This is a genomic window from Streptomyces sp. NPDC030296, from assembly GCF_055572815.1.
In genome coordinates this window covers 656,626-681,400 of the sequence record NZ_JBVICQ010000003.1, presented here as the reverse complement: position 1 = coordinate 681,400, position 24,775 = coordinate 656,626, and the positions used below count along the sequence as shown (strand labels likewise).

Sequence of the window (24,775 nt, the reverse complement as noted above, 5' to 3'; positions counted from 1 at the left end):
GGTGGGACGCGGCGGCGTCCCCTAGCGCTTGCTCTCCTCCGTCCGACCAGGCCCTTGGATTCCGAGGGCCTGAGTCGTCGCCGGGTTGATCAGCAGCACCAGCGCCGTGATCGCGACCACGGCCAGCACGATTCCCGCGGGGATCGCGACGCTGTCCGCCCGGAGCAGGTTGTACGCAACCGGAAGCGCCATGATCTGCGTGATGACGGCGGGCCCCCGGCTCCAGCTCCGTCGCAGCAGCAGTCCGCGCGCGGCGATCAGCGGCAGCAGGGCCAGCGCGATGAGGGTGAGGCCCCCGGTGACGCCGGTACTGAGGTCACCGGAGTCGCCGGTGAAGCCCATGACCAGCATGGCGCCGCCGCCGACCAGCAGGGCGATCCCCTCCAGCGCGGCCAGTGCCGCCGCGGCGGTCAGCCGCCCGGGGCGGGGCTCGGCGTCGGAGGTGTCCGGCGTGGGGGTCTGCTGAGGGCTCACCCCTGAAGGGTAGCCCCGGCGCCCGGACGCACACCGGTGCCCCGTACGCCCCCACGTGCTGATCGTCACTACACGATCTCCCCCTTGGTCCGCACCTCGGTATGGGACGAGTACCGCTCAGTAGGTACGCTGCAACTCATGCGTGCACTTCTCGTGGTCAATCCGGCGGCAACCACCACAAGCGCACGTACGCGCGATGTCCTGATCCACGCGCTGGCGAGCGAGATGAAGCTCGAGGCGGTCACCACCGAGTACCGCGGCCATGCCAAGGACCTCGCCCGCCAGGCTGCCGAGGGCAAGGACGACATCGAACTGGTCGTCGCGCTCGGCGGTGACGGCACGGTCAACGAGGTGGTCAACGGCCTGCTGCACCACGGCCCCGACCCGGACCGTCTCCCCCGCCTCGCCGTGGTCCCCGGCGGCTCCACCAATGTCTTCGCCCGCGCCCTGGGCCTGCCCAACGACGCCGTGGAGGCCACCGGCGCCCTGCTGGACGCCCTCCGGGAGAACCGCGAGCGCACGGTCGGACTCGGCATGGCCTCGGGTACGCCCGGCACGGAGGACGAGGCGGTCCCGTCCCGCTGGTTCACGTTCTGCGCCGGCCTCGGTTTCGACGCCGGGGTGATCGGCCGGGTCGAGCAACAGCGCGAGCGGGGAAGGAAATCCACACACGCTCTTTACCTGCGTCAGGCATTCCGGCAGTTCCTGGAAGAGCCTCACCGCAGGAACGGCACGATCACTCTGGAGCGGGCCGGCGAGGAGCCGATTTCCGATCTTGTGCTGTCCATAGTCTGCAACACGTCCCCGTGGACGTTTCTCGGCAATCGCCCGGTGTACGCGTCACCTAAGGCCTCGTTCGATAAAGGTCTCGACGTGCTCGGTCTCAGCCGCATGTCGACGCCCGCGCTCGCCCGTTATGCCACACAGTTGCTCACTTCGTCCCCCGAGCGGGGACCCCATGGCAAGTACGCCACCACCGTGCACGACCTGACCGACTTCACCTTGCATTCGAAGGTGCCCCTCCCCCTCCAGATGGACGGCGACCACCTCGGACTGCGAACGAGCGTGACGTTCACAGGCGTACGCCGTGCACTGCGTGTGATTGTGTGAGCGGAACGGGCAAAAGTCCTTCCACTCGAACGTTTAGGCCAGGATCCACCCCATGGAAGTACGGCTGTGACACAGTCGACACCGAGGAATCAAAAAAAACTTTCCGGAAGGGGTTGTATCCGCCGCTGAGGTTTGCGAGTCTCTACGTGGCGCTCGGGACAGCCCGCAACACCGGCTCAAGCAAGCGCCAGAACCCCTCCTCAAATCACAGGACCACACCAGTCCGTCTGGTGATCGGCCCTTCACTTGTTGAGGGATTCGTGAAAGCGTTCACATTCACAAGCAACGTGCATGTAATACCAAGGAGAGGTAGCAGCCATGGACTGGCGTCACAACGCCGTTTGCCGCGAGGAAGACCCCGAGCTCTTCTTCCCCATCGGCAACACCGGTCCTGCGCTGCTGCAGATCGAGGAAGCCAAGGCTGTCTGCCGTCGCTGCCCGGTTATCGAGCAGTGTCTGCAGTGGGCGCTTGAGTCCGGCCAGGACTCCGGCGTCTGGGGTGGTCTCAGCGAGGACGAGCGCCGCGCCATGAAGCGCCGCGCCGCCCGCAACCGGGCCCGTCAGGCCTCCGCCTGACAATCCCACCCAGCAATAGCCTGAGCTTGGCGGCGCGTACAGCGAGTACGCATCTCCCGCCCCCGAGCCGCAGCGCGCAGTGCCCCCGGTGCGCCTAATCAGCGACGAGACTGAGCCCCGGACCACATGATGGTCCGGGGCTCAGTGCTGTTCGCCGTGGACCGGGACCGGCATCCGTGCCAGGTCGCTCGCATGCCCCAGCCTCTACTTCTGGGCGCGGACCGGGATGTCGAGGATGACCTGCGTTCCCTGCTCCTGAGCCGGGACCATGTCGAAGGTGCCGCCCAACTCGCCCTCCACCAACGTCCGTACGATCTGCAGACCGAGGTTGCCGGAACGGTGCGGGTCGAAGCCCTCGGGCAGGCCCACGCCGTCGTCCTGGACGGTGACGAGGAGGCGGCTCTCCTTGGTGGTCCCACCGCGCACGGCCGACACCTCCACGGTGCCGGTCTCCCCCTCGCGGAAGCCGTGTTCGAGGGCGTTCTGCAGGATCTCGGTGAGGACCATGGACAGCGGGGTGGCCACCTCCGCGTCGAGGATGCCGAAACGTCCGGTGCGCCGGCCGGTGACCTTGCCCGGTGAGATCTCGGCGACCATGGCGAGCACCCGGTCGGCGATCTCGTCGAACTCCACCCGCTCGTCCAGATTCTGGGACAGCGTCTCATGGACAATCGCGATCGACCCGACCCGCCGTACGGCCTCCTCCAGGGCCTCGCGGCCGCGCTCGGACTCGATGCGCCGGGCCTGGAGCCGCAGCAGCGCGGCGACCGTCTGGAGGTTGTTCTTCACCCGGTGGTGGATCTCCCGGATGGTCGCGTCCTTGGTGATCAACTCACGTTCGCGGCGGCGCAGTTCGGTGACGTCGCGCAGCAGCACGAGTGAACCGATACGCGGACCCTTGGGCTTGAGGGGGATCGCCCGGAACTGGATCACGCCCTCATTCGACTCGATCTCGAACTCGCGCGGTGCCCAGCCGCTCGCCACCTTCGCCAGCGCCTCGTCCACCGGCCCGCGGGACGGGGCGAGTTCGGCGGTGGTACGGCCGAGGTGGCAGCCCACGAGGTCGGCGGCGAGACCCAGGCGGTGGTACGCGGACAGCGCGTTCGGGGAGGCGTACTGGACGATGCCGTCCGCGTCGAGCCTGATCAGGCCGTCACCGACACGCGGTGAGGCATCCATGTCGACCTGCTGGTCGGAGAACGGGAACGCGCCGGCGGCGATCATCTGGGCCAGGTCGGACGCGCTCTGGAGGTAGGTGAGCTCCAGCCGGCTGGGGGTCCGCACGGTCAGCAGGTTGGTGTTGCGCGCGATGACGCCGAGGACCCGGCCCTCCCTGCGGACGGGGATGGACTCGACCCGTACGGGCACCTCCTCGCGCCACTCCGGGTCGCCCTCGCGCACGATCCGGCCCTCGTCGAGCGCGACGTCGAGGAGGGGGCGGCGGCCGCGTGGGACCAGGTGGCCGACCATGTCGTCCTGGTACGAGGTGGGGCCGGTGTTGGGGCGCATCTGGGCCACGGAGACATAGCGTGTGCCGTCTCGGGTGGGAACCCAGAGGACGAGGTCGGCGAAGGAGAGGTCGGAGAGGAGCTGCCACTCCGACACCAGCAGATGCAGCCACTCCAGGTCGGAGTCGCTGAGAGCGGTGTGCTGGCGGACGAGTTCGTTCATGGAGGGCACGTGTGCGAGCGTACCTGGCGGTACGGACATGCCTGGAAACGGCGGGCTGTGCCCGCTGGACCCCGGCCCGGGGGCTGACACCCCGGCCCCGGAAGCACCCGCGGGCCGCGGCGCCTGAGAGGGACCCTCAACCCTCCCGGCACCGCAGCCCGGAGCAACATCGGCCGTGGGGTGTGCGGTCCCGCGACCGAAGGATGAGGAGCCGGAGCAGTCAGGGCAGAGAGCGCCGGTTCCTCGGTCCGCCTTCCTGTGCGGGGAAGACGGAGGCCCGTGGTGTTCACAACTGATCGTCAACGTGGGAGCGCTGATCGATCAGATGACCTATCACGCCATTCTTGACTAGACCACTGCGTGTGTCCATGCGTGGGCGGATGTTTGTTGGTGTTCCCCTGCCGACCGTCCGTCGAGGGCGGGGCGAGGACTTATACGCAGCGTAGCTCGGTTCGGTGGGCCGCCGGACCGGAATGGCTTGGCCCGGCGGTTTTTCCAGCAGGGTGGGGCGAGGAGTGTCAGGCGTGGATCGGGGTGTCGGTGCGGGCCGGGTTGGGCCAGATCGCCATCGCCAGGTCGGCGACCGCCTCCAGTTCCCGCCTGGTCGCGCCGTCCCGTGCCTGCTGGGACATGCCTTGGATGATCACGCCCGTGTGGCGGGCGAGTGCGGAGGCGTCCGTGTCGGCAGGTAGTTCGCCCGTCGCGATGTCCGCTCTTATACGGCTCTCGAAGACGGTGATCCACGCGTTGCGCCGGTCGCGGAGGGATTCCTCGACCTCGCGGCTGGTGCAGTTGGTGGCCGCGTGGATGACCAGGCAGCCATGGGGGTGGGCGGGGTCCGTGTACTCGACGGCGGCCTCGCGCAGTATCCGCTCGACGGCGGCCCGCGCGGTGGGCTCCTCCTCCAGGGCCCGGTCGGTGAACGAGGCGTAGCGGACGCCGTACTCGCGGACCACCTCTTCGAAGAGGGACCGCTTGTCGCCGAACGCCGAGTACAGGCTCGGTGCGCCGATGCCCATGACACGGGTCAGGTCGGCGACCGAGGTGGCCTCGTAGCCGTTCTCCCAGAACGCCAGGATCGCCTTCTCCAGGGCGGTCGCGCGGTCGAAGGAGCGGGGGCGGCCGCGCTGCTTGCTCTCCTTGGTCACCATGGAACGGATTTTATAGCGGGCACTAGACAAATGTCAGCGGCCTGATCTACGGTGATTTTTGTAGCGACCGCTAGGAAATGTGGAGGGGAGCCGACATGGGCGTGCTCGCAGGCAGGACGACGCTCGTCACCGGGGCGAGCAGGGGCATCGGGCGAGGCATCGCCGAGCGGCTGGGACGCGACGGCGCACGAGTCGCGGTGCACTACGGGAGGAACGAGGCCGCGGCGAAGGAGACGGTGGCCGCGATCGAGGGGGCCGGCGGCTCAGCGTTCACCCTGGGTGTCGAGCTGGGACTGCCGGGGGACGCCGAAGCCCTGTGGGAGGAGTTCGACCGATACGCGGACGGGCTGGACATCCTGGTGAACAACGCGGCGATCGGTGACTCCCGTCCGATCGAGGAGATCGACGAGGAGGGGTACGACCGACTCTTCGCGGTGAACGTGAAGGCGCCCCTGTTCCTGGTCAAGCACGGCATGACCCGGCTCCGCGACGGCGGCCGCGTCATCAACATCTCGTCGGGGCTCGCACGGACCGCGGCGATGCCACACAACATGGCCTACGCGATGACGAAGGCGGCGCTGGACGTCCTCTCCCGCGACCTGTCGAAGGTGCTCGGCCCGCGGGGCATCACGGTGAACTCGGTGGCACCGGGCCTGACGGCGACCGACAACACCGCCGCGTTCCTGAGTACCGAGGCGGGCCGCGCGATGGCCGAGGAGATATCGGCGCTGGGCCGGGTCGGGACGGTGGACGACATCGCGGACGTGGTCGCGTTCCTGGCATCGGACGAGAGCCGATGGGTGACGGGGAGCTGGGTGGACGCCACGGGCGGCTCCCTGACGTAGAGGTCGGACTCGCGAACAGGGAACACGGCCGCATCCACGTGACACGGGACACATCCGTGCGAAGCCCGCTCTGCTGCTAGATTGGTCTAAACCACACAGTATCTCCCCCACTCCCAGTGGAGTCCCTCTCTCCAGATCGGCAGGGCCAGCGTGGAAGTTGTCATCGTTCCGGATGCCAAGGCGGGTGGCGAACTCATAGCCGAGGCGATGGCGCGGTTGCTCCGGCGGAAGCCCGACGCGCTGCTCGGCGTCGCCACGGGATCGACCCCGCTGCCCATCTACCAGGCACTGACCGCGAAGGCACGTTCCGGTGCCGTGGACGCCTCTCGGGCGCGGATCGCCCAGCTCGACGAGTACGTGGGGCTGCCGGCCGACCACCCCGAGTCGTATCGCTCGGTGCTGCGCCGGGAGGTACTGGAGCCCCTGGGGCTCGGTATGGAGGCATTCATGGGGCCGGACGGCACCGCCGAGGACATACCGGGGGCCTGCGAGGCGTACGACAGGGCGTTGGCCGAGGCGGGCGGTGTGGATCTGCAGTTGCTCGGAATAGGGACCGACGGGCACATCGGGTTCAACGAGCCGTGCTCGTCCCTGGCCTCCCGGACCCGCATCAAGACGCTGACCGAGCAGACGCGGATCGACAACGCTCGGTTCTTCGGCGGGGACATCGAGCAGGTGCCGCACCACGTCATCACCCAGGGCATAGGCACGATCCTGGAGGCACGCCACCTGGTGCTGCTCGCGACGGGCGAGGGCAAGGCGGACGCCGTCGCGGCGACCGTGGAGGGGCCGGTGGCGGCGGTGTGCCCGGCGTCGGCGCTGCAACTCCACCCGCACGCCACGGTGGTGGTGGACGAGTCGGCCGCGTCGAAGCTCAAGCACGCCGACTACTTCCGGCACACCTACCACAACAAGCCCCACTGGCAGGGCATCTGACGAGGCCGGCCTGCGCGAAGGCGCCACGGCCCGGGGAGGAGGGGTCGTGGCGCCTTCGTGTCGTGCGGCTGGGGCCCACATGCCCCGCCTCCGGTGCCGGGGCATGTCTCCCCCTGCGACCGCTCCGGGGCCGTCCGACGGCGGGGCGCGCTACTCGGCGTTCATGATGACCTCGGCCGCCGCTCGGCCGCAGACCCGCGCCGCTCCGTGGGTGGCGACATGGAGTGCGCCGCGGGGCGGTGACTGGGGGACGCCCATCTCGACGACGATGGTGTCGGGGCGGGTGGCGAGGAGGACGTCGAGGGCGTCGCTCATCCAGGGATGGCGGTGCTCGTCGCGGACCACGGCGACGATGCGCCGGGTGCCCGCCACCGCGAGGGCGGAGGCGCCGGCGCTGTCGCCCGCGAAGGTGCCGGTCTCGGTGCCCGGAAGGAGCCGCGCCAGTTCCGCGCCCACGCCCCAAGGGGTCTCGTCGCCGACGGCGATGTTCGCCACCGGGGTGAAGGCCGCGACATACAGCGGCTGGACGGGGGGCTCGTACGGCAGCGGGGCGAAGGTCGCCCTCAGCGCGCGTCGGGCGGCGACGAGGCCGACCTCGGTCAGGTCGGCGCGCCCGCTGTCCGCTGCCCGTACGTCCGCTCCCCCGGTTGCCCGGCGGGTCCACTCGGCCAGGCCTCGGACCCGGTTCGCCGCGTCCGCCAGGCGCTCCTCGGGGAGGGTGCCCGACCGCACGGCGGCGACCAGGGCGTCCCGCAGGCGCCGTACGGTGTCGTCGTCGGCGAGGCCGCCGCCCACGCAGATCGCGTCGGCACCGGCGGCCAGGGCGAGGACGCTGCCGTGCTCGATGCCGTACGTACCGGCGATGGCCCGCATCTCCATGCCGTCGGTGACGATGAGGCCCTGATAGCCCAGCTCGCCGCGGAGCAGGTCGGTGAGGATGCCGTGGGACAGGGTCGCCGGGCGGTCGGGGTCGAGGGCCGGGACGAGGATGTGGGCGCTCATGACGGCGCGGGTGCCGGCGGTGATGGCGGCGTGGAAGGGCGCCAGTTCACGGGCCTCGACCAGGGGGCGGTCGGCGTCGATGCGGGGCAGGGCCAGGTGGGAGTCGACGGCGGTGTCGCCGTGGCCCGGGAAGTGCTTGGTGCAGGCGGCGACGCCTGCGGCCTGCAGGCCGGTGACATAGGCGGCCGTGTGGCGGGCGACCAGGTCGGGATCGGCACCGAAGGAGCGCACGCCGATGACGGGGTTCGCCGGGTTGGAGTTCACGTCGGCGGAGGGGGCCCAGTTGAAGTTGACGCCGCATTCGGCGAGGCGGCGGCCGAGGGCGAAGGCCACGTCCCGCGTGAGGTCGGTGTCGTCGACGGCGCCCAGGGCGTGGTTGCCGGGGACGGAGGAGCCGGTGCGGACCTCCAGGCGGGTGACGTCGCCGCCCTCCTCGTCGATCGCGACCAGGACGTCCTCGTGCTCGGCGCGCAACTGGGCGGTAAGAGCGGAGAGTTGTTCGGGGGAGGTGATGTTGCGGCCGAAGAGGCCGACGGAGGCGAGGCCCTCGCCGAGGCGGCGCAGCAGCCAGTCGGGGGCGGTGGTGCCCGTGAATCCGGGCTGGAGGACCGTCAGCGCGTCCCGGGTGAGAGCGTCCTGCCCCGAGTGGGAGCCGGTCGAGCCGGTGGCGAATGTCGTCATCGGGTGGTTATCCCTTCACGGCGCCCGCGGTGAGGCCCGCGGCCATCTTGCGCTGGACGAGGAGGAAGAGGACGACGATCGGCACGGCCATCATGGTGGAGCCGGCCATCATCGGGGCGTATTCGGTGCCGTGTTTGGTGGTGAAGTTGCCGAGCCAGACGGTGGCGGTCTGGTTCTGCTGGCTCATCAGCATCAGGGCGTACAGGTACTCGTTCCACGCCTGGATGAAGCCGTAGACCGAGGTCGCCACCATGCCGGGCGCGAGCAGGGGGAAGACCACGCGCAGGAAGGCGGTGGTGCGGGAGCAGCCGTCGACCATGGCGGCCTCCTCCAGTTCACGCGGGATGTTGACGATGAAGCCGCGCAGGGTCCACACCGTGAACGGGAGGATGAACGTCAGATAGGTGATGATGAGGCCGGTGAGGCGGTCGTACTGGCCCAGGTCGTTCAGGAGCAGGAAGACCGGGATGATCATCGCGACCAGCGGGACCATCTGCACGGCCAGGATGCCGACGATCACCACCTTCCGGCCGCGGAAGGCGAAGCGGGAGATGGCGAGGGCCGCCAGCATGCCGACGACGATACCGATCACGACGACCGTCAGGGACACCACGAGGCTGCGGCCCACGGGGCCCCAGAAGTCGGCGATGTCCAGCGCGCGGCTGAAGTTGGAGAAGGTGACGGACGTCGGCAGGAGGCTCGGGTCCGGGTCGATGGCGTCCTTGGCCGGTTTGAACGCGGTGTTCAGCATCCAGTAGACCGGGAAGCCGGCCGTGACGAAGACGATGAGGCCGAGGAGGTTCCAGCCGAGCCTGGACCCGCGGCGACCGGAGACAGTGGCTGTGCTCATTCGACCTCTCCGATCTTCAGCATCTGGCGCATGTAGACGCCGATCACGCCGAGCAGCAACAGCACGGTGAGGAGTGCGATCGCGGAGCCCTGCGCGTAGTCGTTGACCACGAAGGCCCTGTCGTACGAGTAGGTGGTGAGCAGCTGGAACTCGGCCTCCGGGTGGCCGTTGCGCATCACGAAGACCTGCGGGAAGACACCCATGTCCCAGATGACCGAGAGCGTCGTGAGCATGACGACGATCGGCTTGAGGATGGGGAGGGTGACGTAGCGGAAGACGCCCCACGCGCCGGCGCCGTCCAGGCGGGCGGCCTCCTCCATCTCCTTCGGCACCTGGGTGAGTCCGGCGCTGAGGGTGATGACCACGAACGGCACGGCGCCCCACACCACCAGCAGTGTGATGACGGCGAGTCCTTCGGGGCCGCTCGCGAACCAGTTGTGGCCGATCATGTCGACGCCGGGGAGCTTGCTGAGGAGCGCGTTGAAGATGCCGTAGTCGGAGTCGAAGAGCCACTTGAAGACGGTGGTGGCCACGATGATCGGCATGCCCCAACTCGCCACGAGCGCGATGTTGATGAGGGTCTTCACCCAGCCGGAGACCCGCTGGAGCAGGAGCGCGATCAGCATGCCGATGACCATGGTGAACACCACGCAGGCGGCGGCGAAGACGATGGTCCGCACGACGACCGTCCAGAACTCGCCGTCCCCGAGCACCTTGGCGAAGTTGTCGAGGCCGACCGACTCCGCCGACTGGAAGCCCCACAGCTGGGACTGGCCGAACTTCTGGAAGGAGAGGGTGACCAGACGGACCAGCGGATAGCCGAGGACGACGGCGAGGATCAGCAGGCAGGGGGCGAGGAGCGCCCAAGGGGCAGCGGCGCCACCGGAACGCTTCGTGCCGGAGGCCCGGCCCGCGGCGGCGGGCGGCGCCGGTGGTACCTGCCGCGGTGGCGGCACCTTGGTCGGAGTGGTCGTATCTGCGGCACTCATCGCGCGCTCCTATTAGCAAAAGAAGAGGTGGCCGTCAGCGCCCCGCCCGCCCCGCCCCGTCGGGAGCCGGGCGGTGAAGCACCCGAAGAGGAGTGCGGGGAGCCGCGCGACCAGCCATGCCGCACGGCCGGCGCCCCCGCGCCCCGTCGCGGCACTGTCGTGATGCACCCGCCGGTTCGGCTCATGGCACCCACCGGTCGGGGCTGTGGCACCCCCGGTCGGGCCCGGCCCACGACGCCGGGCCCGACCGGGGGTCGACCGTCACTTGGTGTTGATGACCTTGTCGATCGCGGCGTCCGCGTCCTTCGCGGCTTCCTCGACCGTCTTCTTGCCGGTACCGATGTTCTGGAGCATGGTCTGGAGGATCTGGGCCTTCTCGACCTGGCCCCAGCCGGGCGCCATCGGGACGAACCAGTTGGACTCGGCCGCGGTGGCCGGGACCGCCGTGGCCGGGTCGTCCTTGAGGGTGGCGAGGTCGGTCTTGTTGTTGGGCAGGTTGCCCTTCTCCATCAGCCCCTTCTGGCCGGCGGGGCCGGTGAAGGCGTTGATCCATTCGGCGGCGACACCCTGCGCGTCGGACTTCACGGGGACGGCGAGGTCCGAGCCGCCGAGGAAGACGGGCAGGTTCTTGCCGGACGGTCCGGGCATCACGAAGTTCTCGACGTGGCCGGCGAGCTTGCCGGTCTTGTCGTTCTCCTTGGCCGCGGCGGTCGCGCCCTCCCATGCGGGGGCGAAGATCATGCCGGACTTGCCCTGGCCGTAGACGATGTACCGGTCGGACTCGTCCTTGGTCTTGTCGCCGTGCATGTACTTGTCGACGACCTTCTGGAACGCCTTGAGGCCCTTGACGGACTCCGGGGAGGAGAGGTTGGCCTTCCACTGGCCGCCCGACTCGACGGCGATGGAGCCGCCGGCGTCGTAGACGAAGGACATGGCCGCGTACCAGTCGCGGGTGGGCTGGTACCAGGCGCTGAACTTGTCGCCCTGCTTCTTCTGGACCTTGTCGAGAGCGGCGGTCAGCTCGTCGTACGTCTTCGGCGGGGACTTGACGCCCACGGCGGCGAAGACGTCCTTGCGCCAGTTGGCGACGCGGCCACCGGCGTAGTACGGGACGCCGTAGGTCTTGCCGTCGTAGGTCACGGAGGCCTTGAGGCCGTCGAGCCAGGCGCCGGAGTTGTCGAACTTCGCCGGGTCCACGGGGGCGAAGGCGCCCTTGACCATGTAGGCGAGCATCTCGGTGTTGCCCATCTCGACGACGTCGGGGGCCTTGTCGGTGGCGAGGACGGCGTCCAGCTTGGCGTTCTTGTCGGGCCAGCCGTAGTACTCGTGCTTGATCTTGATGCCGGGGTGCTTCTTCTTGACCGCGGCGTCGGCGGCCTTGACCAGTTCCGGCCAGTTGTTCTGCGCGTCGACCGTGAGCCAGACGGTCAGTTCCTTGGTGTCGGCCGCCTTGTCCGAGCCCCCGCTCTCGCCCCCGCACGCCGCGATGGAGACCATCATGCCCACGACACAGATCGCGGTTGTCAGCTTGCGCTTCACGCCACCCTCCTCAGGGATGCCATTCCTCAGGGATGCCACAAACCCCCCTGCTCCCCGCGGTGACAGACGTACCGCCCATGGGGCCGGGACCTGGACCAATGGTGTAGACCAGTACGCCGGAGCTTGGCTCAGACCAATCGGTGTGTCAAGGGTGTGCGAACCCGCTCTCACCAGCCGTTATGCGACCTACATATGCAAGAACCTTTATGTAAGAAGGCAGCGAAAACCGAGCGATTGAGTCACACTCGTCGGGTAGACCACTGCACCTTCCCGGAGTAGACCATCGGAGCCCCCTCCGTGGACTAGACCAGCGGGGGCTGTGCGGGTATACAGAAGGATCACGCCACTAGGAGCCGGGAAGGCGGAGCATGAGCACCGACGTCAGCAGTGCGGAGAACGAGAACGGGGCGAACGTCCGTACCGCGCGTGTGCCCAAGTACTACCGCCTGAAGAAGCACCTGCTCGACATGACCGAAACACTGCCGCCGGGCACGCCGGTCCCCCCGGAGCGGACGCTCGCCGCCGAGTTCGACACCTCGCGCACGACCGTGCGGCAGGCGCTGCAGGAACTGGTGGTCGAGGGGCGTCTGGAGCGCATCCAGGGCAAGGGCACGTTCGTCGCCAAGCCGAAGGTCTCCCAGGCCCTGCAACTCACCTCGTACACCGAGGACATGCGCGCCCAGGGTCTGGAACCGACCTCCCAACTGCTGGACGTCGGCTACGTCACCGCGGACGACACCCTCGCCGGGCTGCTGGACATCACGGCGGGCGGGCGGGTCTTGCGGATCGAGCGGCTCCGCATGGCGAACGGCGAGCCGATGGCCATCGAGACGACCCATCTGTCCGCCAAGCGCTTCCCCGCCCTGCGCAGGTCACTGGTCAAGTACACGTCCCTCTACACCGCGCTCGCCGAGGTGTACGACGTCCATCTCGCCGAGGCCGAGGAGACCATCGAGACCTCGCTCGCCACCCCGCGCGAGGCCGGCCTGCTCGGCACGGACGTGGGCCTGCCGATGCTGATGCTCTCCCGCCACTCCGTGGACAAGGAGGGCCAGCCGGTGGAGTGGGTGCGGTCCGTCTACCGGGGCGACCGCTACAAGTTCGTGGCACGCCTGAAGCGCCCGCAGGACTGACGGGTCCGCGGCGACCGATCCCCGCGGCGGCAGCCGTCCCGTGCGTCATCTCGCGCACGGGACTCAGTCGACACGCAGTCGACACGCAGTCGGGACGCAGTACCTCCGCAAATCCGTTATGCGAACAGGGGTTACGCGCAGCGGAGCAGTCCCTTAGATTTCCTGCGCATTGCTCAGGTGATCAGTGAGGGGACGGAGCCCTGGTATGTCCAACGCGCCCGACGTGAAATCACCGGAGACACCGGCGGTGACACCTGTCAGAGTGGTCATCGCCCTGTTCCTGTTCGCCCCGTTCGTGGCGATGCTCTGGGTCGGTTCGTACGCCAAGACGGACCCCGCGTTCATCGGCATCCCGTTCTTCTACTGGTACCAGATGGCCTGGGTGCTGATCTCCACCGCGCTCACGGCCGCCGCCTACGTGCTGTGGCAGCGTGACCAGCGAGCCCGCAGGTCCGCGCGGTCCGAGGACGGGGGTGTCGCGCGGTGAAGGACGGTGTGAACGGCGTGGCACTCGCCGTCTTCATCTTCTTCTTCCTGGCCGTCACGGTGATGGGCTTCATGGCCGCCCGCTGGCGCAAGGCCGAGAACGAACACAGTCTCGACGAATGGGGCCTGGGCGGACGGTCGTTCGGCACCTGGATCACCTGGTTCCTGCTCGGCGGCGACCTCTACACCGCGTACACGTTCGTCGCCGTACCGGCGGCGATCTACGCGGCGGGCGCGGCCGGCTTCTTCGCGGTGCCCTACACGATCCTGGTGTACCCGCTCATCTTCACGTTCCTGCCCCGCTTGTGGTCGGTGTCGCACCGGCACGGGTACGTGACCACGTCGGACTTCGTCCGGGGCCGCTTCGGCTCGAAGGGCCTGTCGCTCGCGGTGGCCCTGACCGGCATTCTGGCAACGATGCCCTACATCGCCCTCCAGCTCGTCGGCATCCAGGCCGTGCTGGACGTGATGGGCGTCGGCGGCGGCGAGAACACCAACTGGTTCATCAAGGACCTGCCGCTGTTGATCGCCTTCGGCGTCCTGGCCGCGTACACCTACTCCTCCGGCCTCCGCGCCCCCGCACTGATCGCGTTCGTGAAGGACACGCTGATCTACATCGTCATCGCGGTGGCGATCATCTACATCCCGATCAAGCTCGGCGGCTTCGACGACATCTTCGCCAAGGCGAGCGAGGCGTACGGCCAGCCCAACCAGGCGACGGGCGCTCCGCGCGGGGCGCTGGTCCCGGGCGACGCCAACCAGTGGACGTACGCGACCCTGGCGCTCGGCTCGGCGCTCGCGCTCTTCATGTACCCGCACTCGATCACCGCGACGCTGTCCTCCAAGAGCCGCGAGGTGATCCGCCGCAACACCACCATCCTGCCGCTGTACTCGCTGATGCTGGGCCTGCTGGCGCTGCTGGGCTTCATGGCGATCGCGGCCGGCGTCAAGGTGCAGAACGGTCAGCTGGCGATCCCGCAGCTGTTCGAGACCATGTTCCCGGACTGGTTCGCGGGCGTGGCCTTCGCGGCGATCGGCATCGGCGCCCTGGTGCCGGCGGCGATCATGTCCATCGCCGCGGCGAACCTTTTCACCCGCAACATCTACAAGGACTTCATCAAGCCGGACGCCACACCCGCGCAGGAGACCAAGGTCTCCAAGCTGGTGTCGCTGCTGGTGAAGGTCGGCGCGCTGGTCTTCGTCCTGACGATGGACAAGACGGTCGCCATCAACTTCCAGCTCCTCGGCGGCATCTGGATCCTCCAGACCTTCCCGGCCCTGGTCGGCGGCCTCTTCACCCGCTGGTGCCACCGCTGGGCCCTGCTCGCCGGCTGGGCGGTCGGCATGATCTACGGCACCCTGGCCGCGTACGGCGTCGCATCCCCGACCAACCCGTCCCAGAAGCACTTCGGCGGCTCCTCCGCGGAGATCCCCGGCATCGGCGAGATCGGCTACATCGGCCTCACGGCGTTCGTCCTCAACGTCGCCGTCACCGTGGTCCTCACCTTCGTCCTCCGTGCGGCCAAGGCCCCCGACGGCATCGACGAGACCAAGCCGAGCGACTACACGGCCGACGCGGGCGACGCGGGAGTCCAGGTGGAACTGCCTCCGGCGACGGCGGGTTCGACCCACTGACGCTCCGATGCACAGCTTCCCCGCGCCCCTTTGAAGGGCCGAAGGCCCAAAAGGGGCGCGGGAACCTGCGCGAGCAACCAAGACGACCCCGCACCCGCCGACACGGCGAACAACCCGATTTCATAGGCGCCCAAGCGGCCCGAAGGGTCACAGCCCATGCTGACGCAAGGGCAGGGGCAGCAGGCGTACCCCCGGTTAACCTGACCCCGTGACCGTCCCCACACCGATCGTCCTGGACAGCGACCCCGGTATCGACGACGCCGTAGCCCTGCAGTACCTCCTCGGCACAGGCCTCTGGGACCTCAAGGCCTACACCTCGGTCGGCGGCAACCTTCCCGCCGACGCCACCTACCGCAACGCCCGCGCACTGGCCCGAGCCCTCCGCATCGACACCGACGTCCCCGTCCACCGGGGCGCGGGCCGCCCCCTCTCGCGCCTCCCCTACCGCGAGGCATCCGCCTTCCACGGCCGGGCCGGCCTCGGCGAGGAGTCCCTGCCCGACTCCACCGCCCCGCACCCCACGGAGTCCTCCGCGCAAGCCCTGCTGCGTCTGTCCCGCGAGTACGCGGGCGAGCTGACGGTGTGCGCCACCGGCCCGCTCACGAACGTCGCGATCGCCCTGCTGGAGGATCCCGGTTTCGCCCGCCGCGTCGCGAAGTTCGTGTTCATGGGCGGCGCCGCGCAGGTGCCGGGGAACTTCACCCCGGTCGCCGAGTTCAACATCTGGTCCGACCCGGACGCCGCCGAGGTCGTGCTCTCCTCCGGTATCCCGTTCACGATGGTCGACCTGGACGCCTCCCACGGCTGGCTGTTCCGCCCCGAGGACCTCGCGGCGCTGGAGGCGGCGGGCCCGGGCACGGCGCTCGCCGCCCGGCTGATGCGGACGTACATGCGGGCCTACACCCGCCACGGCGGGGACGGCACGTGTCCGCTGCACGATCCACTGGCGGTGGGGGTGTGCGGGGACGAGTCGTTCGTGACGGCCGCCGAGGGGGCCGTGATCGTGGAGTGCGCGAGCGAACTCACGCGCGGCCAGACCGTGTTCGTGCCGGCCGACGCCCGGCGGATCTACTACTCCGAGTCCGCCGACCTGACCGCCCGCCTCCGCCTCACCGGTCGCGTCGCCCTCGGCCCCGGCCCCCGCGACTTCAGCGAGCACTTCGTGACGACGCTGCCGCACTGGCCGGCACTGCCCTGACCGGCCCGCCACCACCGCGGCCGCCACCGCAACGCGCCCGCCGAACCGACAATCACATGATCAACCGCCCCTGTGGACAACCGCGGACCTGCCGACCGCCTCCTCGTGCAGACTGCGATCCATGGACATCACGATCAGGCGCATCTCCCCCGACGAGTACACCGACCTGGGCGACATCACCGCACAGGCCTACCTGACGGACGGCTTGCTGGACTTCGGTGAGAGCGACGCATACCTCGGCGAACTGCGGGACGTGGCGCGGCGGGCCGCCGCGGCCCAGGTGCTCGTGGCCGTGGCGGAGGGGCGGGTGGTCGGCGGCGTGACCTTCGTCCCGGCCGGAGGCGCCATGGCCGACATCGCCACCCCCGGGGAGGCCGAGATCCGGATGCTGGCGGTCGACCACGCCGCCCGCGGCCGCGGCATCGGCGAGGCCCTCGTGCGCGACTGTGTCGAGCGCGCCAGAGCCGTCGAGGGCTGTGTACGGGTCGTGCTGTCGACCCAGCGGACCATGCACTCCGCCCACCGCATCTACGAACGTCTGGGCTTCGTTCGAACGCCGGCACGCGACTGGAACCCCGTCCCGCACCTCCCGGACCTGACGCTGCTCACCTATGAGTTGACGCTATGACACGCTCCGAAGTCACCGCGACACAACATCTGGGGGTGGACCGGCGACCCAACACAAGATGTATGCTCATGCTCGCTGTCGCCGCAGGGGAATCCGGTGCGAATCCGGAACTGTCCCGCAACGGTGTACTTGCGTGTTTTCGCACGCGAGTCCAGTCCGAGGACCTGCCGACAGTGCGCCCGGCCGTCCGGTCCGGGTGCCCTGACGTCCGGGCCTCGTGGAGTGGGCCGGTGGACGCGACGCCCCCGTGCGCTCGTGTGCTGCTGCCTGCCCTCCGCGAAGCCCCGTGCCGAGCGAGGGAGAGCCCCCACGTGACCATCGCGCCAGCCGACCCGGTTTCAGCCACCCCGGCCCCCGCCGGACCGGCTTCCGCCACCCCGGCGACGGAGACCGACGGTCCCGGGGCCGCGTTGCTGCGGACCCTGACCGAGCTGACCGCCGACCTGCCCGACGCCGACCCCGGCCGGGTCGCCACCGCCGCGCTGCGCGGCCGGTCCGCTCGGGCGGACGAGGCGGAGCTGCGCGAGCTGGCCACGGAGGCGGCCGCCGGCCTCATCTCCGAGGACCCCGCCTACTCGAAGCTGGCCGCCCGCCTGCTGACGATCTCCATCCGCGCCGAGGCCGCCTCCCAGGGCGTCACGACGTTCACGGAGTCCGTCGCCGTGGGCCACCGGGAAGGGCTCGTCGCCGACCGCACGGCGGAGTTCACGCGCCTGCACGCCGAGCGGCTCGACGCGCTCGTCGACCCGGCCGCCGACGACCGGTTCGGCTACTTCGGGCTGCGCACGCTCCACAGCCGCTACCTCCTCAGGCACCCGATCACCCGCAAGGTCGTGGAGACGCCGCAGCACTTCATGCTGCGGGTGGCCAGCGGTCTCGCCGAGGACGACACCGCGCGGTCCGTGGACGAGGTCGCCGCTCTGTACCGGCTCATGAGCCGCCTCGACTACCTGCCCTCCTCCCCCACCCTCTTCAACTCCGGTACGCGACACCCCCAGATGTCGTCCTGCTACCTCCTCGACTCCCCGCTGGACGAGCTGGACTCCATCTACGACCGCTACCACCAGGTGGCCCGCCTCTCGAAGCACGCCGGCGGCATCGGACTGTCGTACTCCCGCGTCCGTTCGCGCGGTTCACTGATCCGCGGCACCAACGGGCACTCCAACGGCATCGTGCCGTTCCTGAAGACGCTCGATGCCTCGGTCGCCGCCGTGAACCAGGGCGGCCGGCGCAAGGGCGCGGCCGCGGTGTACCTGGAGACCTGGCACTCCGACATCGAGGAGTTCCTGGAGCTGCGCGACAACACCGGTGAGGACGCCCGCCGTACGCACAATTTGAACCTGGCGCACTGGATCCCGGACGAGTTCATGCGCCGGGTCAACGCGGACGAGCAGTGGTCGCTGTTCTCCCCGGCGGACGTGCCCGAGCTGGTCGACCTGTGGGGCGCGGAGTTCGACGCCGCGTACCGCAAGGCGGAGGCGGACGGGCTGGCGCGGAAGACCATCCCGGCCCGTGACCTGTACGGCCGCATGATGCGGACGCTCGCGCAGACCGGCAACGGCTGGATGACGTTCAAGGACGCCGCCAACCGCACCGCCAACCAGACGGCCGAGCCGGGCCACGTCGTCCACTCCTCCAACCTCTGCACGGAGATCCTGGAGGTCACGGACGACGGTGAGACCGCGGTCTGCAACCTGGGCTCGGTGAACCTGGGCGCCTTCGTCGACCTCACGACCGGCGACCTGGACTGGCAGCGGCTGGACGAGACCGTCCGCACGGCCGTGACCTTCCTGGACCGGGTCGTCGACATCAACTTCTACCCCACCGAGCAGGCGGGCCGGTCGAACGCCAAGTGGCGCCCCGTGGGCCTCGGCGCGATGGGCCTGCAGGACGTCTTCTTCAAGCTGCGGCTGCCGTTCGACTCGGCCGAGGCGAAGGCCCTGTCCACCCGGATCGCCGAGCGCGTCATGCTCGCCGCGTACGAGGCGTCCACCGACCTCGCCGAGCGCAACGGCCCGCTGCCGGCCTGGGAGAAGACCCGGACGGCCCGCGGTGTGCTGCACCCCGACCACTACGGCGTGGAGTTCACCTGGCCGGAGCGCTGGGCGGCCCTGCGCGAGCGCGTCGCCGCCGTCGGCATGCGCAACTCGCTGCTCCTCGCCATCGCGCCCACGGCGACCATCGCCTCCATCGCCGGTGTGTACGAGTGCATCGAGCCGCAGGTGTCCAACCTGTTCAAGCGGGAGACCCTCTCCGGTGAGTTCCTCCAGGTCAACTCCTACCTGGTGAAGGACCTCAAGGAGCTCGGCGTCTGGGACGCCCGCACCCGTGAGGCGCTGCGCGACTCGAACGGCTCCGTGCAGGACTTCGCGTGGATCCCGGCCGAGGTCCGGGCGCTGTACCGCACGGCCTGGGAGATCCCCCAGCGCGGCCTGATCGACATGGCCGCCGCCCGCACCCCGTATCTGGACCAGGCCCAGTCGCTGAACCTGTTCCTGGAAACGCCGACCATCGGCAAGCTCTCCTCGATGTACGCGTACGCCTGGAAGTCGGGGCTGAAGACGACGTACTACCTGCGCTCGCGCCCGGCGACCCGTATCGCCCGCGCCGCCCAGGGCCAGACGCAGACGTCAGCCCAGCCCGAGAAGACCATTCCCGTCCAGCAGGCCGCCGACCCGGATGCCGTCGCCTGCTCCCTTGAGAACCCCGAGTCCTGCGAGGCCTGCCAGTGATGTCCAGCACCCAGAATCTTCTCGACCCCGGCTTCGAGCTGACTCTGCGCCCCATGCGATACCCGGACTTCTACGAGCGCTACCGGGACGCCATCAAGAACACCTGGACCGTGGAGGAGGTCGACCTCCACTCGGACGTCGCCGACCTCGCGAAGCTCAGCCCCGCCGAGCAGCACCTGATCGGCCGTCTGGTCGCGTTCTTCGCGACGGGCGACTCGATCGTCGCGAACAATCTGGTGCTGACGCTCTACAAGCACATCAACTCGCCCGAGGCGCGGCTGTATCTGTCGCGGCAGCTGTTCGAGGAGGCCGTCCACGTCCAGTTCTATCTGACGCTGCTGGACACCTACCTCCCTGACCCGGAGGACAGGGCGGCGGCGTTCGCGGCCGTGGAGAACATCCCGTCCATCCGGGAGAAGGCCGGGTTCTGCTTCAAGTGGATGGACTCCGTCGAGAAGCTGGACCGCCTGGAGTCGCGGGCGGACCGTCGCCGCTTCCTGCTCAACCTCATCTGCTTCGCGGCGTGCATCGAAGGGCTGTTCTTCTACGGTGCCTTCGCGTACGTCTACTGGTTCCGCAGCCGGGGCCTGCTGCACGGTCTGGCGACGGGCACCAACTGGGTGTTCCGCGACGAGACGATGCACATGAGCTTCGCGTTCGACGTGGTGGACACCGTCCGCAAGGAGGAGCCGGACCTCTTCGACGACGAGCTGCAGCAGCAGGTGACGGACATGCTGCGGGAGGCCGTGGAGGCCGAGCTGCAGTTCGCCCGCGACCTGTGCGGTGACGGCCTGCCGGGCATGAACACCGACTCCATGCGGCAGTACCTGGAGTGCGTCGCCGACCAGCGGCTGACGCGGCTCGGCTTCGCGCCGGTGTACGGCTCGGAGAACCCCTTCTCCTTCATGGAGCTGCAGGGCGTCCAGGAGCTGACCAACTTCTTCGAGCGGCGTCCGTCCGCGTACCAGGTCGCGGTGGAGGGCACCGTCGACCTGGACGAGGACTTCTAGGACCCGCGAGCCGGCTTCCCCCCGGGGGCAGGCCGGCTCGACCCGGCCCGCCGGGGTCACTTGAGCGTGATCGAGTTCCCGGCCGAGGTGACCCGCGCGGTCGACGTCAGGCCGGGGAAGTACCAGCGCCAGCTGCCCGCCGCGTCGACGGTCACCCTGGTGCTGAGCCTTCCGGCGCTGCCCGACTTCACCGTCTTCACGGTGGTGTAGCGGGCGGCGCCGTTCTTCTTGAACTGGAGCCGGACCGACTGCCCCTTGAAGCCCTGGTACTTGAGGGTCTCCCAGTTGGCGCGGGACAGCGCGCCGGTGACGGTGACCTTCGAGCCCTTGGCGACCTTGCCGGGCGCGATGGCGGTGGTCAGCTTCGAGGCACGCTTGACCTTGTACCGGGCGATGTTGTCGGAGATCCAGTAGTCGCCGTCGCTGGCCTTGACGGTGGCGTTGACCTGCCAGACCCCGGCCGCCTTGTTGCTGTCGGCGTCGCTGTAGCCGGGGATCCAGGCCGGGGTGATCGACATCATGGCCGTGCACACCGACGTGGTCGACGACTTCTTCTTGCAGGTGGCGCCGGTCCAGTCGGCGAAACCGCCGCCCTGGGCGCTGTAGGCGTAGAAGGTGCTGACGCGGGTCAGTCCCTTGACGCCGGAGTTGTCCCGGACGGTGATGGCGACCGGGAACCTGATGGTCTTCGACGTCCCCACGATGACGTTGTCGCCGCCGTTGACGACCGTCTTGGTCACCCGGACGTCGCCCTTCCCCTCGGCCTGGGCGCCCGTCGCCGCCAACAGCACCAGGGCCGCCGCCCCGCCCGCGACGGCCAGGGTGCGGCCGTGCGCGGGGCGCGTTCCGTGTCTCATGATCCTCCCCTTGTGGTCGGGGAGAGGCTACACACGGACGAAGGCGGGAGTCGTACGGATATGCGATCAGACCGTGCGGGCGAAGCGGCGCGAGACGGAGCCGGAGGTACGCCGCTCGGGCCGCGGCCCGTCGATGGCGGCCTGGCGTTCCGCCGCGGCCCTGAGCTGCCGGTCCACGCGCCGGTCATGGAGGACGCCGATGGCGGCGGGCAGCGCGACCAGGACGAGCATGCCGAGTACGACCAGTGTTCCGATGAGTGCTTGCAGCTGTGTGGTGTTCATGGACACCACTGTCGCGCGAGACACTCCTTACCAACAGTGGCAGTACTGCCGTGCGCCCTCCAATTACTGCCACTTCCGAGGCACACTGGTGGCATGCTGACCAATGTCGCGGCCGTCGTCATGGACGGCGTGCACCCCTTCGAACTAGGTGTCGTCTGCGAGGTCTTCGGCCTGGACCGCAGCGACGAGGGCCTGCCCGTGTACGACTTCGCGGTCGCCTCGGCGGAGGGTCCGACCCTGCGGACGCACGCCGGGTTCACGATCTCGACGCCGTACGGTCTGGACCGGCTCGACGAGGCCGACCTGGTCGTCGTCCCGGCGGGCGAGAGCTATGTGCGGCGGATCTATCCGGCGGACCTGCTGGAGGCACTGCGCCGGGCCACCGACCGTGGCGCCCGGGTGCTGAGCGTGTGCTCGGGGGTGTTCGTGCTCGGTGCGGCCGGTCTGCTGGACGGCCGGCGCTGCGCGGTGCACTGGCGGCACTCCGACGAGCTGTCCCGGCAGTATCCGCGCGCGATGGTGGAGCCGGACGTGCTGTACGTGGACGAGGACCCGGTGATCACCTCGGCGGGCACGGCGGCCGGCATCGACGCCTGTCTGCACATCGTCCGCAAGGAGCAGGGACCGGAGGTCGCCAACAGGATCGCCCGGCGGATGGTCGTGCCGCCGCACCGGGACGGGGGCCAGGCCCAGTACGTCGAGCGGCCGCTGCCGCGCTCACAGTGCGACACGGTCGGCGAGGTGCTGGCGTGGATGGAGCGCCACCTCGACGAGGAGGTCACCGTCGAGCAGCTCGCGGCACGCGCCCACATGGCGCCGCGGACGTTCGCCCGCCGCTTCCAGCAGGAGACGGGGACCACCCCGTACCGCTGGATCCTGCGTCAACGGGTGCTGCTGGCACAGCGGTTGCTGGAGGCGACGGACGAGACGATGGACACGATCGCCTGGCGCACCGGTTTCGGCACGGCGGCCACCCTGCGCCATCAGTTCGTCCGGGCCCTCGGTACGACACCGCAGGCCTACCGCCGTACCTTCCGGGGTCCGGAGGCCGCCGCCTGACAACGGCGCCGGGCGCGCGTCGGGGCGGTCGGCTGCCGCCCGGACGCGCGCCCGGGATGTGTCTCCGTGCGGTGGTTCAGTCGTTCGCGACGACGGGGTAGCGGGGCTCGTTCTCGGCCATCTGCCGCAGCGCGTCCTTGCGGTCGCGCTTGGAGAGCCGGTCGATGTACAGGTAGCCGTACAGGTGGTCGGTCTCGTGCTGGAGGCAGCGCGCGAAGTACCCGGTGCCGCGGACCTTGATCGGGTTGCCCTTCTCGTCCTGGCCGGTGACCTCGGCGTAGTCGGGCCGGGCGAGCGGCATGTACGCGGTCGGCACCGACAGGCAGCCCTCGTTGCTGTCGTCCAACCGGCGCTTGTCGGCGGGCAGTTCGACGAGCTTGGGGTTGCAGACGACGCCTACGTGGCGGTTGCCCTCGTCGTCGGGGCAGTCGTACACGAACACCTTCAGGTCGACGCCGATCTGGTTGGCGGCGAGGCCCACGCCCTCGGCGGTGCGCTGGCTGGCGAACATGTCGTCCACGAGCTCGGCGAGTTCGTCGCCGAACTCCGTGACGTCCTTGCACTCCTTGTGCAGGACCGGGTTCCCGACGACGGTGATGGGCCGCGAGGTGCCGCGCTCGCGGTACGCCTGCTCGCGCTCCTCGCAGTCCTCCGTGTCGACGACGAACCCCTCGTCGTCGACGGGGAGCACGCCCACGTGCTGCTGTTCGGTGTCCTGCTGAGCCATGACAGACGTACGCCTTCCTCACAAAACAAGGGCTGAGTTGCTGATACAGGGTACGGGCAGCGGCGGAGGGGAGCGCGGGCAACCGCGTGACCGGCCGGGCGCGGTCCGTGCCCGGCGTACGACCGCTCAACCCTTTAGCAGACCTCTTCGAGATCCCGCCAGGCCCGGGAATCAGGACTGTCGGCGACCCACCCGTCGAGCAGCCCCCGTACCAACGACGCCGGCGCGGCGATGCCGCACTCCCGCTCGGGCACCCACAACTGCCCGTCCGTGACATGCCCGAGCGGCCCGGGATGCCCCGGCTCGCTGTGGTCGTGCGGGTCCATGTGGTCCCCGTCGCCCTCGTCGGACGGCATCCGGGACTCCGAGCACAGCCGGCACAGCAGCCGCACCGACGACGACCAGTCCTCGGCGGCGAAGCCCGCGTCGGCCGCGAGCCGTTCCAGCGCGTCCCTGTCGGACTCCGTGGCGGCCTCCAGCAGCACCACCCAGGTCGGCACCGGCGACGGCGCCCACAGTTCGATCTCGTCGAACACCGGGTACGCGTGGCCGGCGGCCGTGGTCCGCTCGCCGTGCGGGACTCCGTCGTGGAGGACGACCTCACCCCAGCGCCGGCCGGACGACGGCAGCGGAATGGAGAGCACCTCTATGCGCGCCGGGTCGAGCCTGCGCCCCCACACGACCTCGGCCTCACCCTCGGGCGAGAGCCGCACGGCGGCGCTGCCCAGGTCCATGCCGACCGGCTCCCCGGTGTCCGCGACGCCGCCCCCGGGCTTCGGCCGGGCCGCGCCGCCGGGTACCCGCAACCCGTACGCCTGCCAGGCGCGGCGCGCCAGCGGCCAGTCCTGCAGGGCGGTGGCGGCGATGCCCACGTTCCACCAGTCGGGTGCCCCGGTCTCCCGGTCGAGTAGCGCGACGGCCCTCAGCCCGGCCGCTCTGGCCTGCTCCCAGTCGTGCCGGAACTTGTGCAGCAGGGCGAGGTTGAACCAGGACTCGGACAGCCACGGCTCCAGGTCCGCGGCACGGGTCAGCAGTGCCCCCGCGTCCTCGTAACGACCGTCGCCGATGAGCGTGAACGCCCGGTCGGTGGCCTGCCGCCACGAGGCGGAGGGCCTGTGCCGTCCCTTGCCGAAGATCCTCACGTTTCCCGCCTGCCAGTTACGGTTCCCGCCTGCCGTTTCCGTGGAGTGGGCCGGCCGTCGCC

The 24,775-nt window shown here is 69.5% G+C and carries 23 protein-coding genes and 1 riboswitch; of the genes, 12 read left to right on the top strand and 11 right to left on the bottom strand.

Translation table 11 applies throughout. From position 1 onward, the window contains the following. Positions 1 to 21 precede the first annotated feature (21 nt). Positions 22 to 474 carry a hypothetical protein gene (locus ACZ4Z3_RS11080; protein ID WP_468500675.1) on the bottom strand — a complete coding sequence of 151 codons (453 nt, stop codon included), beginning with the start codon at positions 472 to 474 and terminating at the stop codon, positions 22 to 24. A gap of 138 nt (positions 475 to 612) precedes the next feature. Between ACZ4Z3_RS11080 and ACZ4Z3_RS11075 the strand changes: the two genes are divergently transcribed. Both ACZ4Z3_RS11075 and ACZ4Z3_RS11070 read left to right on the top strand, forming a co-directional pair. Next, the gene (locus tag ACZ4Z3_RS11075) at positions 613 to 1,584 is read left to right on the top strand and encodes a diacylglycerol/lipid kinase family protein (RefSeq protein WP_468500840.1); all 972 of its coding nucleotides are present in this window, start codon (positions 613 to 615) and stop codon (positions 1,582 to 1,584) included. A 318-nt stretch (positions 1,585 to 1,902) separates the two neighbouring features. Further along, positions 1,903 to 2,160, top strand: coding sequence for a WhiB family transcriptional regulator (locus ACZ4Z3_RS11070; protein WP_003992873.1), 258 nt, complete (start codon positions 1,903 to 1,905; stop codon positions 2,158 to 2,160). A 204-nt stretch (positions 2,161 to 2,364) separates the two neighbouring features. On the opposite strand, the gene ACZ4Z3_RS11065 is transcribed toward ACZ4Z3_RS11070, so the two are convergent. Together ACZ4Z3_RS11065 and ACZ4Z3_RS11060 are read right to left on the bottom strand one after the other, a co-directional pair. Next, positions 2,365 to 3,840, bottom strand: coding sequence for a sensor histidine kinase (locus tag ACZ4Z3_RS11065; RefSeq protein WP_468500674.1), 1,476 nt, complete (start codon positions 3,838 to 3,840; stop codon positions 2,365 to 2,367). Between the two features lie 509 nt (positions 3,841 to 4,349). Then, the gene (locus tag ACZ4Z3_RS11060) at positions 4,350 to 4,982 is read right to left on the bottom strand and encodes a TetR/AcrR family transcriptional regulator (RefSeq protein WP_468500673.1); all 633 of its coding nucleotides are present in this window, start codon (positions 4,980 to 4,982) and stop codon (positions 4,350 to 4,352) included. A gap of 95 nt (positions 4,983 to 5,077) precedes the next feature. Between ACZ4Z3_RS11060 and ACZ4Z3_RS11055 the strand changes: the two genes are divergently transcribed. Both ACZ4Z3_RS11055 and nagB read left to right on the top strand, forming a co-directional pair. Then, the gene (locus ACZ4Z3_RS11055; RefSeq protein ID WP_468500672.1) at positions 5,078 to 5,827 is read left to right on the top strand and encodes an SDR family oxidoreductase; all 750 of its coding nucleotides are present in this window, start codon (positions 5,078 to 5,080) and stop codon (positions 5,825 to 5,827) included. A gap of 150 nt (positions 5,828 to 5,977) precedes the next feature. Beyond that, positions 5,978 to 6,763, top strand: a complete 786-nt coding sequence (gene nagB, locus ACZ4Z3_RS11050) for a glucosamine-6-phosphate deaminase (RefSeq protein WP_468500671.1) — start codon at positions 5,978 to 5,980, stop codon at positions 6,761 to 6,763. 150 nt (positions 6,764 to 6,913) lie between these two features. Here the strand turns inward: nagB and ACZ4Z3_RS11045 are convergent, their stop codons facing one another. From ACZ4Z3_RS11045 to ACZ4Z3_RS11030, 4 genes are all read right to left on the bottom strand, one after another. Continuing rightward, positions 6,914 to 8,446: a glycoside hydrolase family 3 protein gene (locus ACZ4Z3_RS11045; RefSeq protein WP_468500670.1), complete on the bottom strand. Its 1,533-nt coding sequence runs from the start codon at positions 8,444 to 8,446 to the stop codon at positions 6,914 to 6,916. A gap of 7 nt (positions 8,447 to 8,453) precedes the next feature. Further along, complete coding sequence (locus ACZ4Z3_RS11040; RefSeq protein ID WP_468500669.1) at positions 8,454 to 9,296, bottom strand: carbohydrate ABC transporter permease; 843 nt, start codon at positions 9,294 to 9,296, stop codon at positions 8,454 to 8,456. Further along, complete coding sequence (locus ACZ4Z3_RS11035) at positions 9,293 to 10,285, bottom strand: carbohydrate ABC transporter permease (protein WP_468500668.1); 993 nt, start codon at positions 10,283 to 10,285, stop codon at positions 9,293 to 9,295. The genes ACZ4Z3_RS11040 and ACZ4Z3_RS11035 overlap by 4 nt, the downstream gene beginning before the upstream one ends. A 261-nt stretch (positions 10,286 to 10,546) precedes the next feature. Further along, positions 10,547 to 11,824 (bottom strand): extracellular solute-binding protein, encoded by a 1,278-nt coding sequence (locus ACZ4Z3_RS11030; RefSeq protein WP_468500667.1) that lies wholly within the window; start codon positions 11,822 to 11,824, stop codon positions 10,547 to 10,549. A gap of 368 nt (positions 11,825 to 12,192) precedes the next feature. Here ACZ4Z3_RS11030 and ACZ4Z3_RS11025 point away from each other — a divergent pair, with 368 nt between their 5' ends. From ACZ4Z3_RS11025 to ACZ4Z3_RS10995, 7 genes are all read left to right on the top strand, one after another. After that, positions 12,193 to 12,957 carry a GntR family transcriptional regulator gene (locus ACZ4Z3_RS11025; RefSeq protein WP_468500666.1) on the top strand — a complete coding sequence of 255 codons (765 nt, stop codon included), beginning with the start codon at positions 12,193 to 12,195 and terminating at the stop codon, positions 12,955 to 12,957. A 205-nt stretch (positions 12,958 to 13,162) separates the two neighbouring features. Further along, entirely contained in the window at positions 13,163 to 13,444 is a 282-nt protein-coding gene (locus tag ACZ4Z3_RS11020) for a DUF3311 domain-containing protein (protein WP_107463215.1), read from the top strand. Continuing rightward, entirely contained in the window at positions 13,441 to 15,078 is a 1,638-nt protein-coding gene (mctP, locus tag ACZ4Z3_RS11015; protein ID WP_468500665.1) for a monocarboxylate uptake permease MctP, read from the top strand. Before ACZ4Z3_RS11020 ends, mctP begins: the two co-directional genes overlap by 4 nt. A 208-nt stretch (positions 15,079 to 15,286) precedes the next feature. Beyond that, the gene (locus ACZ4Z3_RS11010; RefSeq protein ID WP_468500664.1) at positions 15,287 to 16,276 is read left to right on the top strand and encodes a nucleoside hydrolase; all 990 of its coding nucleotides are present in this window, start codon (positions 15,287 to 15,289) and stop codon (positions 16,274 to 16,276) included. Positions 16,277 to 16,397: 121 nt separating this feature from the next. Continuing rightward, positions 16,398 to 16,904 (top strand): GNAT family N-acetyltransferase, encoded by a 507-nt coding sequence (locus ACZ4Z3_RS11005; RefSeq protein WP_468500663.1) that lies wholly within the window; start codon positions 16,398 to 16,400, stop codon positions 16,902 to 16,904. A gap of 62 nt (positions 16,905 to 16,966) precedes the next feature. Further along, positions 16,967 to 17,090, top strand: a riboswitch (cobalamin riboswitch). A gap of 125 nt (positions 17,091 to 17,215) precedes the next feature. Next, complete coding sequence (locus ACZ4Z3_RS11000) at positions 17,216 to 19,636, top strand: ribonucleoside-diphosphate reductase subunit alpha (RefSeq protein WP_468500662.1); 2,421 nt, start codon at positions 17,216 to 17,218, stop codon at positions 19,634 to 19,636. After that, positions 19,636 to 20,646 (top strand): ribonucleotide-diphosphate reductase subunit beta, encoded by a 1,011-nt coding sequence (locus tag ACZ4Z3_RS10995; protein WP_468500661.1) that lies wholly within the window; start codon positions 19,636 to 19,638, stop codon positions 20,644 to 20,646. The genes ACZ4Z3_RS11000 and ACZ4Z3_RS10995 overlap by 1 nt, the downstream gene beginning before the upstream one ends. Before the next feature lie 56 nt (positions 20,647 to 20,702). On the opposite strand, the gene ACZ4Z3_RS10990 is transcribed toward ACZ4Z3_RS10995, so the two are convergent. Beyond that, positions 20,703 to 21,503: a hypothetical protein gene (locus ACZ4Z3_RS10990; RefSeq protein WP_468500660.1), complete on the bottom strand. Its 801-nt coding sequence runs from the start codon at positions 21,501 to 21,503 to the stop codon at positions 20,703 to 20,705. 66 nt (positions 21,504 to 21,569) lie between these two features. Continuing rightward, a complete protein-coding gene (locus tag ACZ4Z3_RS10985) occupies positions 21,570 to 21,785 on the bottom strand; it encodes a hypothetical protein (RefSeq protein WP_468500659.1) in 216 nt (71 codons plus the stop codon). Between the two features lie 93 nt (positions 21,786 to 21,878). Here ACZ4Z3_RS10985 and ACZ4Z3_RS10980 point away from each other — a divergent pair, with 93 nt between their 5' ends. Then, complete coding sequence (locus tag ACZ4Z3_RS10980) at positions 21,879 to 22,844, top strand: helix-turn-helix domain-containing protein (protein WP_468500658.1); 966 nt, start codon at positions 21,879 to 21,881, stop codon at positions 22,842 to 22,844. Between the two features lie 76 nt (positions 22,845 to 22,920). Here the strand turns inward: ACZ4Z3_RS10980 and def are convergent, their stop codons facing one another. Next, on the bottom strand, positions 22,921 to 23,571 hold the full coding sequence (gene def / locus ACZ4Z3_RS10975) for a peptide deformylase (protein ID WP_107463221.1): 651 nt from the start codon (positions 23,569 to 23,571) through the stop codon (positions 22,921 to 22,923). A 134-nt stretch (positions 23,572 to 23,705) separates the two neighbouring features. After that, the gene (locus tag ACZ4Z3_RS10970; protein WP_468500657.1) at positions 23,706 to 24,713 is read right to left on the bottom strand and encodes a tetratricopeptide repeat protein; all 1,008 of its coding nucleotides are present in this window, start codon (positions 24,711 to 24,713) and stop codon (positions 23,706 to 23,708) included. Positions 24,714 to 24,775: the final 62 nt, after the last annotated feature.